General features: G+C 72.7%; 20 protein-coding genes and 1 pseudogene. 17 read left to right on the top strand and 4 right to left on the bottom strand.

Annotated elements, in window-relative coordinates; translation table 11 throughout:
- Positions 1–17 precede the first annotated feature (17 nt).
- From ACIPUC_RS24645 to ACIPUC_RS24580, 14 genes are all read left to right on the top strand, one after another.
- Positions 18–1,667: an acyl-CoA dehydrogenase family protein gene (locus tag ACIPUC_RS24645; protein WP_446592187.1), complete on the top strand. Its 1,650-nt coding sequence runs from the start codon at positions 18–20 to the stop codon at positions 1,665–1,667.
- A gap of 264 nt (positions 1,668–1,931) precedes the next feature.
- Positions 1,932–3,194, top strand: coding sequence for a GAF domain-containing protein (locus ACIPUC_RS24640; protein ID WP_446592282.1), 1,263 nt, complete (start codon positions 1,932–1,934; stop codon positions 3,192–3,194).
- 5 nt (positions 3,195–3,199) lie between these two features.
- Complete coding sequence (locus ACIPUC_RS24635; RefSeq protein ID WP_446592185.1) at positions 3,200–3,763, top strand: GNAT family N-acetyltransferase; 564 nt, start codon at positions 3,200–3,202, stop codon at positions 3,761–3,763.
- A 187-nt stretch (positions 3,764–3,950) separates the two neighbouring features.
- On the top strand, positions 3,951–4,034 hold the full coding sequence (locus tag ACIPUC_RS24630) for a putative leader peptide (protein ID WP_310942095.1): 84 nt from the start codon (positions 3,951–3,953) through the stop codon (positions 4,032–4,034).
- Positions 4,035–4,260: 226 nt separating this feature from the next.
- On the top strand, positions 4,261–5,958 hold the full coding sequence (locus tag ACIPUC_RS24625) for a nitrite/sulfite reductase (protein ID WP_446592183.1): 1,698 nt from the start codon (positions 4,261–4,263) through the stop codon (positions 5,956–5,958).
- On the top strand, positions 5,955–6,134 hold the full coding sequence (locus ACIPUC_RS24620; protein WP_267032026.1) for a hypothetical protein: 180 nt from the start codon (positions 5,955–5,957) through the stop codon (positions 6,132–6,134). Before ACIPUC_RS24625 ends, ACIPUC_RS24620 begins: the two co-directional genes overlap by 4 nt.
- Positions 6,131–6,829 carry a phosphoadenylyl-sulfate reductase gene (locus ACIPUC_RS24615; RefSeq protein ID WP_446592182.1) on the top strand — a complete coding sequence of 233 codons (699 nt, stop codon included), beginning with the start codon at positions 6,131–6,133 and terminating at the stop codon, positions 6,827–6,829. Before ACIPUC_RS24620 ends, ACIPUC_RS24615 begins: the two co-directional genes overlap by 4 nt.
- A gap of 35 nt (positions 6,830–6,864) precedes the next feature.
- Positions 6,865–7,410 carry an adenylyl-sulfate kinase gene (gene cysC, locus ACIPUC_RS24610; protein WP_446592181.1) on the top strand — a complete coding sequence of 182 codons (546 nt, stop codon included), beginning with the start codon at positions 6,865–6,867 and terminating at the stop codon, positions 7,408–7,410.
- Entirely contained in the window at positions 7,407–8,357 is a 951-nt protein-coding gene (gene cysD / locus ACIPUC_RS24605) for a sulfate adenylyltransferase subunit CysD (RefSeq protein WP_446592179.1), read from the top strand. Before cysC ends, cysD begins: the two co-directional genes overlap by 4 nt.
- Before the next feature lies 1 nt (position 8,358).
- Positions 8,359–9,717: a sulfate adenylyltransferase subunit 1 gene (locus ACIPUC_RS24600; RefSeq protein ID WP_446592178.1), complete on the top strand. Its 1,359-nt coding sequence runs from the start codon at positions 8,359–8,361 to the stop codon at positions 9,715–9,717.
- Between the two features lie 215 nt (positions 9,718–9,932).
- Positions 9,933–11,057: an ABC transporter substrate-binding protein gene (locus ACIPUC_RS24595; RefSeq protein ID WP_446592176.1), complete on the top strand. Its 1,125-nt coding sequence runs from the start codon at positions 9,933–9,935 to the stop codon at positions 11,055–11,057.
- Positions 11,058–11,091: 34 nt separating this feature from the next.
- Entirely contained in the window at positions 11,092–11,883 is a 792-nt protein-coding gene (locus tag ACIPUC_RS24590; RefSeq protein ID WP_446592174.1) for an ABC transporter ATP-binding protein, read from the top strand.
- Positions 11,870–12,769, top strand: coding sequence for an ABC transporter permease (locus tag ACIPUC_RS24585; protein WP_446592173.1), 900 nt, complete (start codon positions 11,870–11,872; stop codon positions 12,767–12,769). Before ACIPUC_RS24590 ends, ACIPUC_RS24585 begins: the two co-directional genes overlap by 14 nt.
- A gap of 56 nt (positions 12,770–12,825) precedes the next feature.
- Complete coding sequence (locus tag ACIPUC_RS24580; RefSeq protein WP_446592280.1) at positions 12,826–13,575, top strand: sirohydrochlorin chelatase; 750 nt, start codon at positions 12,826–12,828, stop codon at positions 13,573–13,575.
- Between the two features lie 31 nt (positions 13,576–13,606).
- Here the strand turns inward: ACIPUC_RS24580 and ACIPUC_RS24575 are convergent, their stop codons facing one another.
- Positions 13,607–14,608 (bottom strand): ketopantoate reductase family protein, encoded by a 1,002-nt coding sequence (locus ACIPUC_RS24575; protein ID WP_446592171.1) that lies wholly within the window; start codon positions 14,606–14,608, stop codon positions 13,607–13,609.
- Between the two features lie 45 nt (positions 14,609–14,653).
- Between ACIPUC_RS24575 and ACIPUC_RS24570 the strand changes: the two genes are divergently transcribed.
- A complete protein-coding gene (locus ACIPUC_RS24570) occupies positions 14,654–15,499 on the top strand; it encodes an aldo/keto reductase (protein ID WP_446592169.1) in 846 nt (281 codons plus the stop codon).
- Positions 15,500–15,533: 34 nt separating this feature from the next.
- On the opposite strand, the gene ACIPUC_RS24565 is transcribed toward ACIPUC_RS24570, so the two are convergent.
- Both ACIPUC_RS24565 and mgt read right to left on the bottom strand, forming a co-directional pair.
- Positions 15,534–16,082, bottom strand: a complete 549-nt coding sequence (locus ACIPUC_RS24565; RefSeq protein WP_446592168.1) for a DUF1697 domain-containing protein — start codon at positions 16,080–16,082, stop codon at positions 15,534–15,536.
- A gap of 20 nt (positions 16,083–16,102) precedes the next feature.
- Positions 16,103–17,346, bottom strand: a pseudogene (gene mgt, locus ACIPUC_RS24560) (macrolide-inactivating glycosyltransferase).
- 107 nt (positions 17,347–17,453) lie between these two features.
- On the opposite strand from mgt, the gene ACIPUC_RS24555 reads away from it, so the two are divergent.
- Positions 17,454–18,311 (top strand): phosphotransferase, encoded by an 858-nt coding sequence (locus ACIPUC_RS24555; protein WP_446592167.1) that lies wholly within the window; start codon positions 17,454–17,456, stop codon positions 18,309–18,311.
- 66 nt (positions 18,312–18,377) lie between these two features.
- Here the strand turns inward: ACIPUC_RS24555 and ACIPUC_RS24550 are convergent, their stop codons facing one another.
- Positions 18,378–19,280: a LysR family transcriptional regulator gene (locus ACIPUC_RS24550; protein WP_446592166.1), complete on the bottom strand. Its 903-nt coding sequence runs from the start codon at positions 19,278–19,280 to the stop codon at positions 18,378–18,380.
- A 109-nt stretch (positions 19,281–19,389) separates the two neighbouring features.
- On the opposite strand from ACIPUC_RS24550, the gene ACIPUC_RS24545 reads away from it, so the two are divergent.
- On the top strand, positions 19,390–20,595 hold the full coding sequence (locus tag ACIPUC_RS24545; protein WP_446592164.1) for an MFS transporter: 1,206 nt from the start codon (positions 19,390–19,392) through the stop codon (positions 20,593–20,595).
- Positions 20,596–20,797: the final 202 nt, after the last annotated feature.

Raw genomic sequence — 20,797 nt, 5'->3', positions numbered from 1 at the left:
GTCCTTACGGTATCCGCATGGCAGCCACCACCCACACAGTCACCAATCAGGCCCCGCCGCTCGTGGGCCACGACGTCTACGGGGGCGACCGGGCCCTCACCGAGGGCGTCGAGCGTCATCTCGCCTCCGCCGCCCCCGAACTGCTCGGCGAGGTACGGCAGGAGCTCACCGTGCTCGGGCGTGCCGCCGGTTCCGCTCAGGCCCAGGAGTGGGGCCGGCTGGCGAACGAGAATCCACCCGTGCTGCGGACGCACGACCGGTACGGGAACCGCATCGACGAGGTGGAGTTCCACCCCGCCTGGCACCAGCTGCTCGGGAAGGCCGTGTCCGCCGGGCTCACCGACGCCTGGGGGCGGCCGAGCGGGCACCTGCGGCGTGCCGCCGGGTTCTTCGTGTGGTCCCAGGCCGAGGCCGGGCACGGCTGCCCCGTCTCGATGACGCACGCCGCGGTGCCGGCGCTGCGGGCCGATCCGGAACTGGCGGCCGAGTGGGAGCCGCGGCTGACCTCGCACGTGTACGAGGAGGGGCTGGCGCCGGCGGCGGAGAAGGCCGGCGTGCTCTTCGGCATGGGGATGACGGAGAAGCAGGGCGGCAGCGACGTACGGGCGAACACGACGGCCGCGGCGCCGCTGGACGCCTCGGGCGAGTACCTGCTGACCGGGCACAAGTGGTTCTGCTCGGCGCCGATGTCCGACGGGTTCCTGGTACTGGCGCAGGCTCCGGGCGGGCTGACCTGCTTCCTCGTGCCGCGGGTGCTGCCGGACGGCACGCGCAACGTGTTCGCGATCCAGCGGCTGAAGGACAAGCTGGGCAACAAGTCGAACGCGTCGAGCGAGGTGGAGTTCGACGGCACCTGGGCGCGGCGGGTGGGCGAGGAGGGCCGGGGGGTGCGGACGATCATCGAGATGGTCGCGGCGACCCGGCTGGACTGTGTCATCGGCTCGGCCTCGCTGATGCGGCAGGCCCTGACGCAGGCCGCTCACCATGCGGAGCACCGCTCTGCTTTCGGAGCACCGCTCATCGACCAGCCGCTGATGCGCAACGTCCTCGCCGACCTCGCCCTGGAGTCGGAGGCGGCCACCACCCTGACCCTGCGGCTCGCGGCCGCCTACGACGCCGGGACCGACCAGGAGAAGGCCTTCCTGCGGCTCGCCGTGCCGGCCGCCAAGTACTGGGTGACCAAGCGCTGTACGCCGATGGTGGCGGAGGCACTGGAGTGTCTGGGCGGCAACGGCTACGTCGAGGAGTCCGGCATGCCGAGACTGCTGCGCGAATCCCCGCTGAACTCCATCTGGGAGGGCTCGGGCAACGTCCAGGCCCTGGACGTGCTGCGGGCCCTCCAGCGGGAGCCGCAGGCGCTGAACGCGTTCCTCCAGGAGGTCGGCCAGGCCCGGGGCGCGGACCACCGGCTGGATTCGGCCATCAAGGACCTGCTGGCGGAGCTCGCCGATCTCGAGGGCATCGAGGCCCGGGCCCGCCGGGTCGTCGAGCGCATGGCCCTGGTGCTCCAGGGATCGCTGCTGGTGCGGTGGGCCCCGCCGGCGGTGGCGGACGCCTTCTGCGCCTCGCGGCTGGGCGGTGACTGGGGGGCGGCCTTCGGCACGCTGCCGCACAGCCTCGACCTGGGCGCCGTCGTGGAACGAGCGCGGATCACGGGCGGGGAGTAGTCCCCAAACCGCTCCGAGCCGGGATCCGGGCCCGTCGACCGGGAACAGGGGTGGCGCCGCGCCGACTCGGCACCACCCCTGATCCGAGAAGCCCCGAGGAGGAGCTGTCACGCCGCTCAGCGACGTCCGGACAGTTTCGGTCGGGTGACCGGGACTTGGCGAGAGTTGCATACCGTTGCAACCTTTGAGTCGTCCTGTTCGCACGGGGAGGTTCCGGTGGCCGACACCACAGGCAGCACGGTCGATGTGGCCCGCATCTCGGCCATGGACGCGCGGGAGGCCGCTCGTCTGCTCAAGGGCGTACGGGCGGCGGCGCTGGCCGGGGACCGCCCCCCGGCCGCGCCGCGCCCGGAGATCGCCGAGTCCTGGCGCCGGATGATGGCGGGCGGGGTGCACCCGGACCGGGACGCGCGCTCGCGGATGCTCTCGGCCGCCGAGACCGAGGAGCGGCGGCACGTCTCGCCGCTGCGGGAGATCCTCCCGGTGCTCCGGGAGGGGCTGCTTCCGGCCCTGGACGAAGCCCTGCACATCATGGTCGTGGCCGACGCGGAGGGCCGGCTGCTGTGGCGGGAGGGCCACTCCTCCATCCTGCGCAAGGCGGACCGGCTCGGCTTCGCCGTGGGGGCCGACTGGGACGAGGCCGTGGTCGGCACGAACGGGGTGGGCACCGCCCTGGTGACCCGGCGTCCGGTCCAGGTGTTCTCGGCGGAGCACTTCGTCTCCAGCCATCACGACTGGACCTGCGCGGGGGCGCCCGTACGGGACCCGCGCGACGGACGCCTGCTGGGCGTGGTCGACGTGAGCGGCCCGCTGGCCACCATGCACCCGGCGACCCTGGCGTGGGTGAGCTCGGTGGCCCGGCTCGCGGAGCGGGAGCTGCGCGTACGGCACCTGGAGTCGCTGGAGCGGCTGCGGGCGGTGGCGGCCCCGCTGCTGGCCCGCCTGCCCGGGCGGGCGCTGGCCGTGGACCCCAACGGCTGGACGGCGGCCGTGACGGGCCTGGCCCCCGTGGACCGCGTCCCGCTTCCGAAGTCCTTCGGCCCGGGGCGGGTGCGGCTGGCGCAGCTCGGCGACTGCGCGGTGGAGCCGCTGCCCGGCGGCTGGCTGCTGCGGATCGCGCAGGAGCGTACGACCGCCGGGGTGACCCGCGTGGTCCTCGACCTCAGCCGGGCGAGAACCTGGTCGGCGACGGTGTACGGGGCCGCCGGGAGCTGGTCGCAGGAGCTGAGCCCGCGCCACGCGGAGCTGCTGTTCCTGCTGGCGGAGAGCCCGCGGGGGCGCTCGGCGGCGGAGCTTTCCGGGGAGCTGTTCGGCGACCCGACCCGCACGGTGACGGTCCGGGCGGAGATGTCGCGGGTACGCCGCAACCTGGCGGGCGTGCTGGCCCACCGGCCGTACCGCTTCGCGGAGGACGTGGAGGTGGAGCTGATCCGCCCCGAGGACCCGGCCGGGCTGCTCCCCCACTCCACCGCGCCCGCGGTGATCAGGGCCCGCCTGGGCCATGGGGGGCCGGGCATGATTCCCTGACCTGCATGAGCACCATCACACTCACCACCTGGTCCCTGGAAATGACCTCCCCGGACGATCTGGTTCCGGCGGCCGTACCGGGCCCGGAGATCACCGTCTCCCGGGCGGAGGTCCCCTCGCCGGAGTTCAGCCGCTTCCTCTACGCCTCCGTCGGCGGGGACATCCACTGGACGGACCGGCTGTCGCTGACCCGCGACCAGTGGGTGGAGCAGCTGGGGCGGCCGGGCGTGGAGACGTGGGTGGCGTACGACCGGGGCACGCCGGCGGGGTACGTGGAGTTCGACCCGCAGGACGACGGTGCGGTGGAGATCATCTACTTCGGCCTGCTGCCGGATTTCCGGGGGCGGCGGATCGGGGGGCACCTGCTGTCGGTGGGCGTCGCCCGGGCCTGGGACCTCGCGTCCCGGTGGCCGGACCGCGAGCCGACGCGACGGGTCTGGCTCCACACGTGCAGCCAGGACGGGCCGACGGCGATGGACAACTACCTGCGGCGCGGGTTCAAGCTGTTCAAGACGGAAACGGAGTCCAAGGAGGACACGCCGACCCCGGGCCCCTGGCCGGGCGCGTAGCCCGAGTCCGGCCCCGCCGGCGTGTGAGGCGCGGGGGTGCGGGGGTGCGGGGACAGAGCTCCCGGCGCGGCGCCGCACCCGCCCGCGGACGGTGACCGCGATCACGTCGTATCACCATGCGGGACGACTTCGTCCGAATTCTGGACACTAGTGGACTCCTCCAATCGGCACATGACACGCTTCCGCCATGAATGGAGCTGGAATTGCCTTGGTGAGTCGGCGGCACGTCGACCTCGGCCGCATGTCCAGCGCCATCTGTCCGGCCTGCTGACGGAACCAGCAATCGCCGCACACCGCCACCATCCCGGCATCGTCGCCGCGGAAGTGGCGATCGTCTCAGCCCCCTGACGGCCGAATACCGCCTGCCCGCCGGCCACCCCGGCAAAGGCGGCAATCAGCCACACCCGCTCAGCGACGCCGACGTGACGGGGGCGTACCCCCGCTCCCCCCTGTGCCCCCGCTCCTGCCCTGAGCCGCCGAAGAAGGACGTACCCGCCATGGCCGCCACTCCCGAAACGCCCGCAGCCGCCGCCGCGCGCCGCAAGACAGGCCGTCACCGCGGTGAGGGTCAGTGGGCTGTCGGACACCACACGCCCCTCAACGGCAACGAGCAGTTCAAGAAGGACGACGACGGTCTCAACGTGCGGACACGCATTGAGACGATCTACTCCAAGACCGGCTTCGACTCGATCGACCCCAACGACCTGCGCGGACGCATGCGCTGGTGGGGCCTCTACACCCAGCGCAAGCCCGGGATCGACGGCGGCAAGACCGCGATCCTGGAGCCGGAGGAGCTGGACGACAAGTACTTCATGCTGCGCGTCCGCATCGACGGCGGCCGGCTGACCACCGAGCAGCTCCGCGTCATCGGTGAGATCTCCCAGGAGTTCGCCCGCGGGACGGCCGACCTCACCGACCGCCAGAACGTGCAGTACCACTGGATCCGGATCGAGGACGTCCCGGAGATCTGGCGCCGGCTGGAGGCCGTCGGGCTGTCCACCACCGAGGCCTGCGGTGACACGCCCCGCGTCATCCTCGGCTCGCCCGTCGCCGGCATCGCGCAGGACGAGATCATCGACGGCACCCCCGCCATCGACGAGATCTACCGCCGCATCGTGGGCAACAAGGACTTCTCCAACCTGCCCCGCAAGTTCAAGTCCGCGATCTCCGGCTCGCCGCTGCTCGACGTGGCGCACGAGATCAACGACATCGCGTTCGTCGGCGTGAACCACCCCGAGCACGGTCCCGGCTTCGACGTCTGGGTCGGCGGCGGCCTCTCCACCAACCCCAAGCTGGGCGTCCGCCTGGGCACCTGGGTCTCGCTCGACGAGGTCCCGGACGTCTACGAGGGCGTCATCTCGATCTTCCGCGACTACGGCTACCGCCGGCTGCGCACCCGCGCCCGCCTGAAGTTCCTCGTCGCCGACTGGGGCCCGGCCAAGTTCCGCCAGGTCCTGGAGGACGAGTACCTGAAGCGGAAGCTGACCGACGGCCCCGCGCCCGAGCAGCCCTCCGGCCAGTGGCGCGACCACGTCGGCGTCCACCAGCAGCAGGACGGCAAGTTCTACGTCGGCTTCGCGCCCCGCGTCGGCCGTGTCGACGGCGCCACCCTGACCAAGATCGCGGACATCGCCGAGCAGCACGGCTCCGGCCGGCTGCGCACCACCGCCGAGCAGAAGATGATCGTCCTCGACATCGAGGCCGACCGGGTCGACTCGGTGGTCTCGGCCCTGGAGTCGCTCGACCTGCGGGTCAAGCCGTCCCCGTTCCGCCGCGGCACGATGGCCTGCACCGGCATCGAGTTCTGCAAGCTGGCCATCGTCGAGACGAAGGCGCGCGGCGCCTCGCTGATCGACGAGCTGGAGCGCCGCCTGCCGGACTTCGCCGAGCCGCTGACCATCAACATCAACGGCTGCCCGAACGCCTGCGCCCGTATCCAGGTGGCGGACATCGGTCTCAAGGGCCAGCTGGTCCTGGACGACGACGGCAACCAGGTGGAGGGCTACCAGGTCCACCTGGGCGGCGCCCTCGGCCTGGAGGCCGGCTTCGGCCGCAAGGTCCGCGGTCTCAAGGTCACCTCGGCCGGACTGCCCGACTACGTCGAGCGGGTCGTCAAGCAGTACGAGGAGCAGCGCGAGGACGGCGAGCGGTTCGCGGCCTGGGTCGCCCGCGCGGACGAGAAGAGCCTCTCGTGAGCGAGCGCGCCGCACCGTTCTACTGCCCGTACTGCGGCGACGAGGACCTGTTTCCCCACGAGACGGGCCACGGCGCCTGGGAATGCAGGGCCTGCAACCGAGCCTTCCAGCTGAAGTACCTCGGGCTGCTCGCCCGGGGTGTTCAGTCCAACGCAGCTGGAGGGGACGAGATATGACCACCGCTCAAGACGTCGGTCTCAAGGACCTTGCCGAGCGGGCGGGCCGGGACCTGGAGGACGCCTCCGCGCTGGAGATCCTCACCTGGGCGGCCGAGACCTTCGGCAGGAAGTTCGCCGTGACCTCCTCCATGGAGGACGCGGTCGTCGCCCACCTGGCCTCCCGCGCCTTCCCCGGCGTGGACGTGGTCTTCCTCGACACGGGCTACCACTTCGAGGAGACCATCGGCACCCGCGACGCGGTCGAGGCGGTGATGGACGTCAACGTCATCACCCTCACGCCGCGCCGGACGGTGGCCGAGCAGGACGCGGAGTACGGCCCAAAGCTGCACGACCGCGACCCCGACCTGTGCTGCGCCCTGCGCAAGGTCAAGCCCCTCGAAGAGGGTCTGACCGCGTACGACGCCTGGGCGACGGGCCTGCGCCGCGACGAGTCCCCGACCCGGGCGAACACCCCGGTCGTCGGCTGGGACGAGAAGCGGCAGAAGGTCAAGATCTCGCCGATCGCCCGCTGGACCCAGGACGACGTGGACGCGTACGTGGCCGAGCACGGGGTGCTCACCAACCCGCTGCTGATGGACGGCTACACCTCCGTCGGCTGCGCCCCCTGCACCCGCCGCGTGGCGGAGGGCGAGGACGCGCGGGCCGGCCGGTGGGCCGGGCGGGGCAAGACCGAGTGCGGACTGCACGGCTGATGACGACCAGCGAAGAACTTACGGAGACGAACCAGATGAGCGTGAGCGACCAGGGCGCCACCGTGTGGCTGACCGGGCTGCCGAGCGCGGGCAAGACCACCATCGCCTACGCGCTGGCCGAGCGGCTGCGCGCCGAGGGCCACCGCGTGGAGGTGCTCGACGGGGACGAGATCCGCGAGTTCCTCTCCGCCGGGCTGGGCTTCGGCCGCGAGGACCGGCACACCAACGTGCAGCGGATCGGCTTCGTCGCCGAGCTCCTCGCGAGCAACGGCGTCAAGGCGCTGGTACCGGTGATCGCGCCGTTCGCGGACAGCCGCGAGGCCGTCCGCAAGCGGCACGCGGCCGCGGAGACGAACTACCTGGAGGTCCACGTGGCCACCCCGGTGGAGGTCTGCTCCGAGCGTGACGTGAAGGGCCTGTACGCCAAGCAGGCGGCGGGCGAGATCTCCGGTCTGACCGGGGTCGACGACCCGTACGAGGCTCCGGAGTCCCCGGACCTCCGTATCGAGTCGCACACGCAGACCGTGCAGGAGTCGGCTTCGGCCCTGCACGCGCTGCTCACCGAGAGGGGTCTGGCATGACCACGGTCGCCCACCTGCACGAAGCTGCGGACAATTCCTCTGGGTCCGCGCCCTACGCGCTGTCGCACCTCGACGCCCTCGAGTCGGAGGCCGTGCACATCTTCCGCGAGGTGGCGGGCGAGTTCGAGAAGCCGGTGATCCTTTTCTCCGGCGGCAAGGACTCCATCGTCATGCTGCACCTGGCGCTGAAGGCGTTCGCGCCGGCGCCGGTGCCCTTCACCCTCCTGCACGTCGACACGGGGCACAACTTCCCCGAGGTGCTCGAGTACCGCGACCGCACGGTCGCCCGGCACGGCCTGCGCCTGCACGTCGCGTCCGTCCAGGACTACATCGACGCGGGCAAGCTGCGCGAGCGCCCGGACGGCACCCGCAACCCGCTGCAGACCGTCCCGCTGACCGAGGCGATCCAGAGCCTCAAGTTCGACGCCGTGTTCGGCGGCGGCCGCCGCGACGAGGAGAAGGCCCGCGCCAAGGAGCGGGTGTTCAGCCTGCGCGACGAGTTCTCCCAGTGGGACCCGCGCCGCCAGCGCCCCGAGCTGTGGCAGCTCTACAACGGCCGCCACGCGCCCGGTGAGCACGTGCGCGTCTTCCCGCTCTCCAACTGGACCGAGCTGGACGTCTGGCAGTACATCGCCCGCGAGGGCATCGAGCTGCCGGAGATCTACTTCGCGCACGAGCGCGAGGTCTTCCAGCGCAACGGGATGTGGCTGACGGCCGGCGAGTGGGGCGGCCCCAAGGAGGGCGAGACGCCCGAGACGCGGCTCATCCGCTACCGCACGGTCGGTGACATGTCCTGCACGGGCGCCGTCGACTCCGACGCCGCCACGCTGGACGCCGTGATCGCCGAGATCGCCGTCTCCCGGCTCACCGAGCGGGGCGCGACCCGCGCCGACGACAAGATGTCCGAGGCCGCGATGGAAGACCGCAAGCGCGAAGGGTACTTCTAACATGACCAGCACCACCGATCAGTTCGCCAGCCTGGCCGACCCTTCAGTGACCACGCTGCTGCGCTTCGCGACCGCCGGCTCCGTCGACGACGGCAAGTCCACCCTGGTGGGCCGGCTGCTGCACGACTCCAAGTCGGTCCTGACCGACCAGATGGAGGCCGTCGAGGCCGTCTCCGCCCAGCGCGGCCAGGACGCCCCCGACCTCGCGCTGCTCACCGACGGCCTGCGGGCCGAGCGGGAGCAGGGCATCACCATCGACGTCGCGTACCGCTACTTCGCCACCGCGCGCCGCCGGTTCATCCTCGCCGACACCCCCGGGCACGTGCAGTACACCCGGAACATGGTCACCGGCGCCTCCACCGCCGACCTGGCCGTGGTCCTGGTCGACGCCCGCAACGGAGTGATCGAGCAGACCCGCCGGCACGCGGCCGTGGCCGCCCTGCTGCGCGTCCCGCACGTGGTGCTGGCCGTCAACAAGATGGACCTCGTGGGCTACCAGGAGTCCGTCTTCGCGGCGATCGCCGAGGAGTTCACCGCGTACGCCTCGGACCTCGGCGTCCCGGAGATCACCGCGATCCCGATCTCCGCGCTGGCCGGGGACAACGTGGTGGACCCGTCGGCGAACATGGACTGGTACGGCGGGCCGACGGTGCTCGAGCACCTGGAGACCGTCCCGGTCAGCCACGACCTCACCGCCTGCCCGGCGCGTTTTCCGGTGCAGTACGTGATCCGTCCGCAGACCGCCGAGCACCCGGACTACCGGGGCTACGCGGGCCAGATCGCCTCCGGCGTGCTGCGGGTCGGCGAGGCCGTGACCGTCCTGCCGTCCGGCCGCACCTCGGTCATCGAGGGCATCGACGCGCTCGGCGAGAGCGTCGACATCGCCTGGGCCCCGCAGTCGGTGACCGTGCGGCTCAAGGACGACATCGACATCTCGCGCGGCGACCTGATCGCGCCGTCCGCGAGCGCGCCGGCCACCACGCAGGACGTCGAGGCGACGGTCTGCCACGTGGCGGACCAGCCCCTGGCCGTCGGCGCCCGGGTGCTGATCAAGCACACGACGCGCACGGTCAAGGCGATCGTCAAGGAGATCCCCTCGCGGCTGACCCTGGACGACCTGTCGCAGCACCCGAACCCCGGGCAGCTGGTGGCCAACGACATCGGCCGCGTGGTCGTCCGCACCGCCGAGCCGCTCGCGCTCGACGCGTACGCCGACTCGCGCCGCACCGGCTCCTTCCTGCTGATCGACCCGGCCGACGGAACCACGCTGGCCGCGGGCATGGCGGGCGAGTCCTTCGTCTCAACGGCCGGGCCCGGCGACCAAGCAGTCCAGGCCGACGAGGAAGGGTGGGACTTCTAACCCATGCCCTCCGACATCTACTCGACCTTCGCGAAGGAGGGCGGCCGCGTGGGCAGCGGCGCCCTCGGCAGCGGCCAGGGAGGGGTGGCGCGATGTGCGCGATGACGTACGCGCACCGCTTGCGCGCCCACACCCCCCACGAGCTGTACCTGCCCCTGCTCCACAAACGAAGACGTGCGTCATGAGATGACCACGTCACGAGAGGAAGTCCTCCCGTGCCTGCCACCGCATTCACCCGTACGACCCTGCGCCGCGGCGCCGTCGCCGCCGCCGCGCTGCCGCTGCTGATCGGCGCGCTCGCCTCCTGCGGCTACGGCTCCCAGGCCGAGAAGGACGAGCCCAAGGCGGCCAACGCCGCCGCCGAGGGCAAGAAGCTCTCCGCCACCGAGGTCCGCATCGGGTACTTCCCGAACCTGACGCACGCCACCGCCCTGGTCGGCCTCCAGGAAGGCCTGATCCAGAAGGAACTGGGCGGCACGAAGATCAAGCCGCAGGCCTTCAACGCCGGTCCGTCCGAGATCGAGGCCCTCAACGGCGGCTCTCTCGACATCGGCTTCATCGGCCCCTCGCCGGCGATCAACGGCTACGTGAAGTCCAAGGGCTCCAACCTGCGGATCGTCTCCGGTTCGGCCTCCGGCGGCGTCAAGCTCGTGGTGAACCCGGACAAGATCAAGACCCTGGACGACCTCAAGGGCAAGAAGATCGCCACCCCGCAGAAGGGGAACACGCAGGACGTCGCGTTCCTCAACTGGATCGCCGAGAAGGGCTGGACGGTCGACCCGGAGTCCGGCAAGGGCGACGTCTCCGTCGTCCGCACGGACAACAAGGTGACCCCGGACGCGTTCAAGCAGGGCTCGATCGACGGCGCCTGGGTGCCCGAGCCCACGGCCTCCAAGCTGGTCTCCGACGGCGGTTCCGTCCTCCTCGACGAGGCCACCCTGTGGCCCGACAAGAAGTTCGTGATCACGAACGTCATCGTGTCGCAGAAGTTCCTCAAGGAGCACCCGGACGTGGTCGAGGCGGTCCTCGCGGGCACCGTGAAGACCAACGAGTGGATCAACGCCAACCCGGACAAGGCGAAGGCCTCCGCGAACGCCAAGCTCGAGGCCGAGGGCGGCAAGCCGCTCGACGCGAAGATCATCGACCCGGCCTGGCCGAGCATCGCGATCACCGACGACCCGCTGGCCGCCACGCTGAAGACGCAGGCCGACCACGCGGTCAAGGCCCATCTCATCGAGCAGCCCGACCTGACCGGCATCTACGACCTGACGCTCCTGAACAAGGTGCTGAAGGCCGCCGGCAAGCCCGAGGTCTCCGACGCCGGTCTCGGCGCCAAGTAACCCCGCAATCCAGCAACCCCAGGAGGTGACGACCATGGCCACCACGCTTGCCAAGGCTGCCGAGGGCACCGTAGCGGAGCTCGCGCACGCCGCCCGCATCGAGCACGTCTCGAAGTCCTTCTCCGGCCCTGCCGGATCGCAGCTCGTCCTGGACGACATCAGCCTCGATGTCGCTCCCGGAGAGTTCGTCACCATCCTGGGTGCCTCGGGGTGCGGCAAGTCCACCCTGCTCAACCTGGTCGCGGGCCTGGACAAGCCGTCCGCGGGGTCCATCGAGACCCCCGGCCGGCCGGCGCTCATGTTCCAGGAGCACGCCCTCTTCCCGTGGCTGACCGCGGGCAAGAACATCGAACTCGCGCTGCGACTGCGCGGGGTGCCCAAGGCCGACCGCCGTGCGGAGGCCGAGCGGCTGCTGGAGCTGGTCCGGCTCGGCGGCGCGTACGGCAAGCGCGTGCACGAGCTGTCGGGCGGCATGCGCCAGCGCGTGGCCCTGGCCCGGGCGCTCGCCCAGGACAGCCAACTTCTGCTGATGGACGAGCCGTTCGCCGCGCTCGACGCCATCACCCGGGACGTGCTGCACGGCGAGCTCACCCGCATCTGGGCCGAGACCAACCTGTCGGTCCTCTTCGTCACGCACAACGTGCGCGAGGCCGTGCGGCTCGCGCAGCGCGTGGTCCTGCTCTCCTCCCGGCCCGGCCGGGTCGCGAAGGAATGGACCGTGGGCATCCCCCAGCCGCGCCGCATCGAGGACGCGGACGTGGCGGAACTGTCCCTTGAGATCACTGAACACCTGCGTGGGGAGATCCGCCGCCATGGCCAGCACTGACACCACCCCGAAGCTCGCGGGCAAGGGCAGGCAGGACGACCTGGCGGGCCTGGAGGCCGGCCTGGACGCCCTCGACGCGGTCCAGACCCACCGCACACCGGTCCGCGAGGTCCTCGTCAAGAAGGTCCTGCCGCCGGTCCTGGCCATCGGCCTGGTCCTCGTGGTCTGGCAGATCCTGGTCGCGGCGGAGGTCACCGAGCAGACCAAGCTGCCCGCGCTGTCCGCGGTCTGGGACAGCCTGTCCGACATGTGGCTCAAGGGCACCCTGCTCGAGGTCGTCTGGACCAGCGTGTCGCGCGGCCTGCTCGGCTTCCTGCTGGCCCTGGCCATCGGTACCCCGCTCGGACTGCTCGTCGCCCGGGTGAAGTTCGTCCGCGCCGCGATCGGCCCGATCCTCCAGGGCCTGCAGTCGCTGCCGTCGGTGGCCTGGGTGCCGCCGGCCGTCCTGTGGTTCGGCCTGAACGACGCGATGATGTACACGGTGATCCTGCTGGGCGCCGTCCCGTCCATCGCGAACGGCCTCGTCTCCGGCATCGACCAGATCCCGCCGCTGTACCTGCGGGCCGGGCGGACCCTGGGCGCCACCGGACTGGTGGGGGCCCGGCACATCGTCATGCCGGCCGCGCTGCCGGGCTACCTGGCCGGTCTGAAGCAGGGCTGGGCCTTCTCCTGGCGCTCGCTGATGGCCGCCGAGATCATCGCCAGCTCCCCCGACCTGGGCCTGGGCCTGGGCCAGTTGCTGGAGAACGGCCGCAACAACATCGACCTGCCGGGCGTGTTCCTCGCGATCATCCTGATCCTGGTGGTCGGCATCGCCATCGACCTGCTCATCTTCAGCCCGGTCGAGCGGTGGGTCCTGCGCAGCCGCGGCCTGCTGGTCAAGTGAGTCCCGTGTTCCCCGCGCCCTCCCCCGCCCCGTCTCCCGCACCCGCCCTGCTCGTCATGGCCCACGGCAGCCGCGACCCGCGGCACGCGGCGACCGTGCACGCCCTCACCGGGCGCGTGCGGGCGCTGCGGCCCGGGCTGCGGGTGGAGACGGCCTTCCTGGACTTCAACACCCCGACGGTGGGCCAGGCGCTGTCCTCGCTCTACCTGTCCGGCGCACGGGAGGTCGTGGCGCTCCCCCTCCTCCTGACGCGCGCCTTCCACGCGAAGTCCGACATACCGGCGGCGCTGGCCGAGTCGACGGCCCGGCTGCCGGGGCTGTCGGTGCGGGTGGCCGATGTCCTCGGCCCCTCCCCGCTCCTGCTCTCGGCCCTCGAACGCCGGCTGGCCGAGGCCGGACTCACCCCGGCGGACCGCGCCACCACCGCGGTGGTGCTCGCGTCCGCCGGATCCACAGACCCGGAGGCGATCGCAGCGATCGCTGAAACCGCGCGGGAGTGGCGGCACACCGGTTGGTGCGCCGTGCGGCCTGCGTTCGCCTCCGGAGCCTTTCCCGCGGGGTTCTCCCGTACGGAGGACGCCGTACGGGCGCTGCGGGCGGAGGGCTTCGCACGGGTGGCGGTGGCGCCGTACGTGATCGCGCCCGGGCGGCTCCCGGACCGCATCGCGGCGGGCGCCGAAGCCGCGGGTGCCGATGTCGTGGCGGATGTTCTGGGCCCGGCCCCCGAGCTCGCCCGCCTGCTGCTGCGCCGCTTCGACACCGCCGCCGCCTCCGCCCCCGCAAGGCTCGCGGCCCTGACGGCCTGAGCCCCGTCTCCCGGGGGGAGCCGGGTGCCCCTCACGCCCGGGCGGCGGCCTCGTCGGCCAGGGCGGTCAGGTCCTCGATGGACATCGCGCCCGGCGGGAGCCCCTCGCGGGCGAAGATGTTGGCCGCGTGCCGCAGCACGTCGTTCACCGGCGTCGCAACCCCGTGCAGCCGGCCCAGCAGCGAGATCTCCCCGTTGAGGTAGTCCGCCTCCACCGATCCGGTGCCCCGCGCCAGGCTCTGCCACGAGGACCCGCCCCGAACCCCCGGCGGCTGGTCCACCTTGCCGTCGCGCGCGGCCGCCTGCTCCGCGTCCGAGGCGTAGGCGATGCCGGCCGCCCCGAAGACCGCCTTCGCCTCGCGGACCGCCCGCAGCAGCAGCGCGGCCTTCGCCGCGTGCGGCTCCGGGCCGGTGGTCGCCTGCACCGCGTTGCCCAGGTTCCCCAGCAGCTTCGCGTACTTCCACCGCATCACGTCGCCGACCACCGGCGCCTCGAAGCCGGCCTCGCCGAGGTCCGCCGCGACCGCCCGCGCCAGCGGGTCCGTACCGCCCGCCGCCAGGCCCACGTGCAGGATCCCGGTCAGCGGCGCGCACAGCGCCGAGACCACGCCCGGCTCCAGGAAGGTCGCGGGCAGCCACACGCACACCCCGTACACCCGCGCGAAGCGCCGCAGGGCCAGCCGCTCGCTCTCGACGCCGTTCTGCGCGCACAGCACCGGCAGGCGCTGCGCCGCCGTCCCGCCGCCCGCGACCTCCGCGTCGCCCCACGCGTCGAGCGCGGCGATCGCGTGCTGGGTCTTGACGGCCAGCAGCAGTACGTCGTCCGGGCGCAGTTCGCCCAGTTCGGCCGGCCCGGTGACCACGGGCAGCCGGTGCACCCGGGTGCCGTCGGCCGTCGTGAGCCGCAGACCGTCCGCCCGCAGGGCTTCCGCGTGTGCCCCGCGCGCGACGAGGACGACCTCGCCGCCCGCCTCCGCGAGCCGTCCGCCGATGGTGGCGCCCACCGCGCCCGCGCCGATGATGATGTACCGCATGCCTACGAGCCTGGCACATCCCGCCGCTTGCGTTACGGTCGGGGCATGGTGGAAGAGGTGTTCGCCCTCGGTGGGGATGTGCCCGTGAGGCGGCTCGGCTTCGGTACGGGCGGTCTCGTCGGGCCCGGCTTCTGGGGTCCGCGCGGCAGCCGGGCCCAGGCGCGGGCGCTGCTGCGCACGGCGGTGGACCGCGGGGTCACCCTCATCGACACCGCCGACAACTACGGCCCCGGTCTGGCGGAGGAGCTGGTCGCCGAGGCCCTGTATCCGTACGGGGAGCAGCTGCTCGTCGCCACGAAGGGCGGGGTGGTGCGCACCGGCCCGGACCGGTGGCACGTGGACGGCCGCCCGGAGCGGCTGCGGGAGATGTGCGAGGCGAGCCTGCGGCGGCTGCGCGCGGAGCGGATCGGGCTCTACCAGCTGCACCGCTTCGACCCGGCGGTTCCGATGGCCGAACAGCTGGGGGCGCTCGCCGAGTTGCGGGCGGAGGGCAAGATCCGGCACATCGGGCTGGACACGGTCACCGCGGAGCAGCTTCGTGCGGCACGGGAGTCGGTGCCGGTGGCCGCGGTGCAGAACGCGTACAACCTGCTGGACCGCGGTTCGGCGGAGGTGCTGGCGCTGTGCGAGGCGCACGGGATCGCCTTCCTCCCGTACTACCCCCTGGGCAGCGGCTCCCTGACCCGGGAGGGCGCGGCCGCCGTCAGCACGGTGGCCGCGGCGCACGGTGCGAGCCCGGGCCAGGTCGCCCTGGCGTGGCTCCTGCACCGCTCCCCCGTCCTGTGCCCGACGCCGGGCACCGGTTCGCCCGCCCACCTGGCGGAGAACCTGGACGCGGTGACGGTGCACCTCACCGCGCGGGAGAGGGAGCTGCTGGACGCGCTCTGCTAGGGCGGCCGGCGGCGGCCGGCGCACGTCCGCCGGGTCAGGCCGCGGTCAGCTCGACGAGCTTGACGACCGTGTTCCAGTTGCGGGTGGTGACGTCGACGCCCTTGACCACGGCGGGCTTGGCGAGGGCCTCGGCGAGTTTGGAGCGGCCCAGCCCGTTCGGGGCGTAGAGGTACAGGACGCGGTCGCCGAGCCGGTACTCCTCGGGGAGGTACGCCGCCCGGTCGAGCGCGGCGAAGCGCTCCGCGCCGGGCTGTTCGGAGAAGAAGGTGGCGTGGAGCTGCTTGCCCTCCAGCTCGGCGGCCGGGAACGGGCAGGCGTCGGCGACGGCCTTCAAGTAGGCGCCGTCCACGACCAGGCACGCCACCCGGAAGCCGAAGCGGGCCTCGATGGCCGCCTCCAGCTCCCGGGCGAGCGCCTTCGGGTCCCTCTGCGCACTGCTGAAGACGGCGTTGCCGCTCTGCAGGTACGTCTGTACGTCGCCATGGCCGAGCCCCTCCAGTACGGAGCGCAGCTCCGCCATGGGGACCTTCTTGCTCCCGCCGACATTGATCCCGCGCAGCAGCGCCGCGTATTTCTTGGCCATGAGGGCACCATAGGGCGCCCCTATGACAGTTCGGCCTCGATGAGGTCGGCGGCCTGGTGCGTGCCGCCCTCCGCGGCCATCCGGGTGCGGACCGCCTCGCAGCGGGCCGCGACCGCGGGGTCGGAGGTCAGGGTGAGGACCGCCTCGCGGAGGGTGGCGGCGTCCGCCCGGTCCATCGGGACGTGCCGGGCCACGCCGAGCGCGGCCAGCATGTCGGCGTTGCCGAACTGGTCGACGGCCTGCGGGACGGCGACCATCGGGGTGGCGGTGGCGAGGCCCTCCTGGCTGCCGCCGGCGCCCGCGTGGGTGATGAAGGCGTCGGCCTGGCGCAGGATGTCCAGTTGGGGGACCCAGCGGTGGACCTCGACGTTGGCGGGGACCGCGCCGAGTTCGGCCTCATCGGTGAACTTGCCGATCTGCAGGACGACATGCCAGTCGGGCAGGTCACCGAAGGCCTCGGCGCAGGCGCGGTAGAAGGCGGGCTGCTTGGTGAAGGCGGAGCCGAGGGAGACCAGGAGCACCTTCTTGCCCTCGGCCGACTCCGGGCGCCGCCACTGCCCCTGGACCGCCGTGCGGTCGCCCTGGCAGGCGCCGACGAAGGTGTACACGGAGGGGTCGACGCGGTCGGCGTTCGGCTGGAGTGCCCGCGGGATCAGGACGAGGCTGCGGCGCGGGCGGCCCTGGAAGCGGTCGACCTGGTCGCCGAGCCCGTTCTCGGTCAGCCAGGCGGCGAACCGGGCGTAGTAGGCCTGTCCGCGCTCGGACGCCTTGAGGTCGGCGAACATCGGCTCGGCCACCTCCTCCTCGTACCCCTCCCAGGCGACCAGGTTCGGGGAGAGGGAGACGGCCGGAACTCCCCAGCGGTGGGCGAGCACGGGCGCCGGGTAGGCGGTGATGTCGTGGATGACGAGGTCCGGTTCGTCGCCCTCGAAGGCGGCCGCGAGCTGCGGGAGCGCCTGGATCGCGTCGTCCAGGAAGGGTTCGAGGTTGTCGATGAGTTCGGTGCCCCAGGCCTCCGGGTCGTCGTCGGTGGGGAGGGTGGAGTTCCAGATCACCGGGGTGGCGCCGGTCTCGGCGACCTTCTCGGCGAAGGAGGCGGGGATCGCGTAGCTGACGCGGTGGCCCCGGGCGACGAGTTCCCGGATCACTTCGATGCTCGGGTTCACGTGCCCGTGGGCGGCGATGGAGAACATGGCGATGTGTGCGGGCTTGGCTGAGGTCATGAGCCGACCATAACGAGACGAGACGTCTCGTGCAATCTCATTGACCTCCCGCAGGCCTGCCTGCGCAGGGCCTGATGGCACGCCAGGGCAGCGCACACCCGGATGGGAGACTTGGCGCATTCACGACGATCCGGATCCGGAGTACGAGATGGACGAGGCGCGGGCCAGGGACGTACTGGCGGCCGCGGGCCTGGGCGGCGACGGCGCCGCGCTGCTGGCCCTGGGCGAGAACGCGGTCTTCGCGGCCGGGGAGCTGGTGGTGAAGGTGGGCCGCGCGGACCCGGCGCTGGCAGCGCGGGCCGCGCGCGAACTGGCCGTCGCCTCCTGGCTGGAGGAGGCCGGTGTCCCGGCGGTGCGGGCGGCCGAGCCGGAGCCGCGGCTGGTGGACGGGCACCCCGTGACGCTGTGGCACCGGCTCCCGGACGCGGTGCGTCCGGCAGAACCGGAGGACCTGGCGGCGTTGCTGCGGCGGATCCACGCCCTGCCGGCGCCGCCGTTCCCGCTCGCCGCGCGGGATCTGCTGGGCGGTGTCGAACGCTGGCTTCGGCTGGCCGGCGACGCGATCGACGCGGCGGACGCGGCCTACCTGCGGGCCCGCCGCGACGCCTGCGCGGGCGAGCTCGCCGGACTGGTTCCGCACCTGCCGCCGGGTCCGATCCACGGCGACGCCCTGCCCCGCAACGTGCACGTGGGCCCGGACGGACCGGTCCTGGTCGACCTGGAGACCGTCTCGTCCGACCTGCGCGAGCACGACCTGGTGGTGATGGCGCTCTCCCGCGACCGGTACGGGCTGCCCGCCGCGGCGTACGGGGCGTTCGTGACGGCGTACGGCTGGGACGTGCGCGACTGGGAGGGCTGCGCGGTACTGCGCGGGGCCCGCGAGACGGCGGGCTGCGCCTGGATCTCCCAGCACGCGCCGGCCAACCCGAAGGCGCTGGCCGAATTCCGCCGCCGCGTGGACTCCCTGCGGGAGGGCGCGTCCGAGGTCCGCTGGCACCCGTTCTAGAGGGTTTCGGCCAGGCCGCCGCCAGGACGGCGGTCAGACGGCGGTCAGACGGCCGCCAGGGCGCCGTCAGACCGCGGGACCGGCGGTCTCGCCGACCGCCAGGGCGAAGGCTTCCGCCTGCGCGGAGGGCCGGGTGCGGTGGCGGATGAGGCCCAGTTCGGAGTCGGGCAGGCCCTGCACCGGGACGAAGGTGAGGGAGTCGCGGCGCCCGTGGTAGTCGGCGGTGGACCGGCACAGCAGCATGGCGCCGCGGTTGGCCGCCGTCAGACTCAGGCCCTCCTGCAGCGTGTTGACGCTGGGTCCGGCCGGCACGGGAAGGCCGCCCGGGGTCAGGCCGGGGGCCTGGGCGTGGCGCCAGTAGTCGGGGGCGCCGCCGTCGATGCCGATGAGCCGGCAGTCGGCGAGTTCCTCGGCGGAGAGCGACTCCCGGGCGGCGAAGGGGTGCCGGACGGACACGGCGAGGGTCTGCGGCTGCCGGGAGAAGACCGGGCCGAGGACGAGGTCTTCCTCGGCCACCGGCAGCAGGACCACCGCGCAGTCCACCTCCTGGCGGCGCAGCGGCCCGAAGGGGTCGGACAGCGGGATCTCGACGATGTCGATCGCGCAGTCGGGATACCGGTCCCCGAACAGGGCGATCGCCCGGCTGAGGTAGTCGTCGACGGTGCCCTGGAAGCCGATGCGCAGCTCCCCTCCCATGCCCCGCGCGGCGGCCCGGGCCTCGTCGACCGTGGCGCGCAGGGCGTCATACGCGGGGCGCAGGCCCGCGAGGAAGCTCTCGCCCAGCGGGGTCAGGCGCACGCGGCGGCTGGTGCGTTCGACGAGCGGGGCGCCGATGCGGCTCTCCAGGGAGCGCAGCAGCTGGCTGACCCGGCTCTGGGAGACGTACAGCCGCTCGCCGGTCCGTCCGAAGTGCAACTCCTGGGCGAGCACCAGGAACGTCTCCAGCTCGCGTATCTCGACACCGCTCATGGTTTCCTTTCTACACCGCCGGCCCGCGCGGCCGATCGAGTAGCCCTGCTTATCGAAGGATGAGGGATCGGCCGTTGTTCCCGCAGGTCGGGGCGGGTTGGCTGGTCGCATGGCACAGACTGAGGAAATTGCAGACACCACCGGGGTGCCGGAGCGATCCGCGGCCCGCGGCTGGCTCGGCGTCGCGGCGGTCGCGAGCGCGACGTTCACGGTGGTGACGTCCGAGATGCTGCCCGTGGGCCTGCTGACGCCCATCGGGGACGCGCTGAAGGTGACCGAGGGCACCGCCGGACTGACCCTGACCATCACCGGCCTGGTCGGCGCGGTGTCCGCTCCGCTGCTGACACCGCTGTTGGGGCGGTTCGACCGGCGGACGGTGCTGTGTGCGCTGATGGCGGTCCTGACGGTGGGCAACCTGCTCGCGGCGTGGACGCCGAACTTCGCGGTGATGGTGGCCGCCCGCGTGCTGGTCGGCATCGGCATGGGCGGCGTGTGGGCGATCGCGGCGGGCCTGGCGGTACGCCTGGTGCCGCCGAAGTCCATCGGCTCCGCGACCTCGCTGATCTTCAGCGGTATCGCGGTGGCGTCGGTGCTCGGCGTCCCGGCGGGTACCTACATCGGCGAACTGGCCGACTGGCGGGCGGCGTTCGTGACGGTGGGCGTGCTGGCGCTGGTGGTACTGGTCGCCCTGGCGGTCCTGCTGCCGCGGCTGCCCGCCGAGCAGGAGGTGCGGCTCGGCGGTGTGATGCGGCTGTTCGGCGAGGCGCGGGTGCGGACCGGGCTGCTGGTGGTGGCGCTGCTGGTCACCGGTCACTTCGCCGCCTACACCTACGTGCGTCCCGTGCTCGAGGAGGTCTCGGGGGCGAGCGCCGGGATGATCGGCACGCTGCTGCTGGTGTACGGAGTCGCCGGCGTGGCCGGCAACTTCGCCGCGGGCGCGGGCGCCGGCCGGTCCCCGCGCTCCACGCTGCTGGTGATCAGCGCGGTACTGGCGGCCACGGTCGCGCTGGTTCCGGTACTCGGCGGCTCCGTGCTGACCGCCGGGGTGCTGCTCGCCGTCTGGGGCCTGTCGTACGGCGGTGTCTCGGTCAGCACCCAGACCTGGCTGCTGGCTTCGGCTCCCGAAGCGCGCGAGGCGGCTTCCTCGCTGTTCGTCGGCGTGTTCAACGGGGCGATCGCCCTGGGCGCGCTGCTCGGCGGGCTGGCCGCGGACGGCGCGGGAGTCACCGCGGTGATGTGGCTGGGCGGCGGCCTCGCCGTCGCGGCCCTCGCGGTGACGGCACTGGGCAAGGCGCCCGCGTCCGGGCGGCTCTGAGACCGGGCGCCCCTGAGACCGGGCCCGGCGCCCACCCCCGGGCCGCGCCACCCCGAATCCCGGGGCCGGCCGGCCGGGCGCCGGGCCTACGACCGGCCGCCTGAGCCCTCCGTCCGCAGCGGGACGGTACGGACCGGCTCGGGCGGTACGGCTGGGGCGGTACGGGCGGGCCTGCCCGTACCGCCCGCGGCGGCCAACCGGC

Source organism: Streptomyces sp. LARHCF249, assembly GCF_052871255.1.
The sequence above is the reverse complement of the archived record's forward strand: the minus strand, read 5'-3'. Positions and strand labels throughout refer to the sequence as shown.

Bases quoted from the DNA above. Each gene is read 5' to 3' on its own strand.
- ACIPUC_RS24645 (WP_446592187.1), top strand. From the start codon at position 18: ATGGCAGCCACCACCCACACAGTCACCAATCAGGCCCCGCCGCTCGTG.
- ACIPUC_RS24640 (WP_446592282.1), top strand. From the start codon at position 1,932: ATGGACGCGCGGGAGGCCGCTCGTCTGCTCAAGGGCGTACGGGCGGCG.
- ACIPUC_RS24635 (WP_446592185.1), top strand. From the start codon at position 3,200: ATGAGCACCATCACACTCACCACCTGGTCCCTGGAAATGACCTCCCCG.
- ACIPUC_RS24630 (WP_310942095.1), top strand. From the start codon at position 3,951: ATGAATGGAGCTGGAATTGCCTTGGTGAGTCGGCGGCACGTCGACCTC.
- ACIPUC_RS24625 (WP_446592183.1), top strand. From the start codon at position 4,261: ATGGCCGCCACTCCCGAAACGCCCGCAGCCGCCGCCGCGCGCCGCAAG.
- ACIPUC_RS24615 (WP_446592182.1), top strand. From the start codon at position 6,131: ATGACCACCGCTCAAGACGTCGGTCTCAAGGACCTTGCCGAGCGGGCG.
- cysC (WP_446592181.1), top strand. From the start codon at position 6,865: ATGAGCGTGAGCGACCAGGGCGCCACCGTGTGGCTGACCGGGCTGCCG.
- cysD (WP_446592179.1), top strand. From the start codon at position 7,407: ATGACCACGGTCGCCCACCTGCACGAAGCTGCGGACAATTCCTCTGGG.
- ACIPUC_RS24600 (WP_446592178.1), top strand. From the start codon at position 8,359: ATGACCAGCACCACCGATCAGTTCGCCAGCCTGGCCGACCCTTCAGTG.
- ACIPUC_RS24590 (WP_446592174.1), top strand. From the start codon at position 11,092: ATGGCCACCACGCTTGCCAAGGCTGCCGAGGGCACCGTAGCGGAGCTC.
- ACIPUC_RS24585 (WP_446592173.1), top strand. From the start codon at position 11,870: ATGGCCAGCACTGACACCACCCCGAAGCTCGCGGGCAAGGGCAGGCAG.
- ACIPUC_RS24580 (WP_446592280.1), top strand. From the start codon at position 12,826: ATGGCCCACGGCAGCCGCGACCCGCGGCACGCGGCGACCGTGCACGCC.
- ACIPUC_RS24575 (WP_446592171.1), bottom strand. From the start codon at position 14,608: ATGCGGTACATCATCATCGGCGCGGGCGCGGTGGGCGCCACCATCGGC.
- ACIPUC_RS24570 (WP_446592169.1), top strand. From the start codon at position 14,654: ATGGTGGAAGAGGTGTTCGCCCTCGGTGGGGATGTGCCCGTGAGGCGG.
- ACIPUC_RS24565 (WP_446592168.1), bottom strand. From the start codon at position 16,082: ATGGCCAAGAAATACGCGGCGCTGCTGCGCGGGATCAATGTCGGCGGG.
- ACIPUC_RS24555 (WP_446592167.1), top strand. From the start codon at position 17,454: ATGGACGAGGCGCGGGCCAGGGACGTACTGGCGGCCGCGGGCCTGGGC.
- ACIPUC_RS24550 (WP_446592166.1), bottom strand. From the start codon at position 19,280: ATGAGCGGTGTCGAGATACGCGAGCTGGAGACGTTCCTGGTGCTCGCC.
- ACIPUC_RS24545 (WP_446592164.1), top strand. From the start codon at position 19,390: ATGGCACAGACTGAGGAAATTGCAGACACCACCGGGGTGCCGGAGCGA.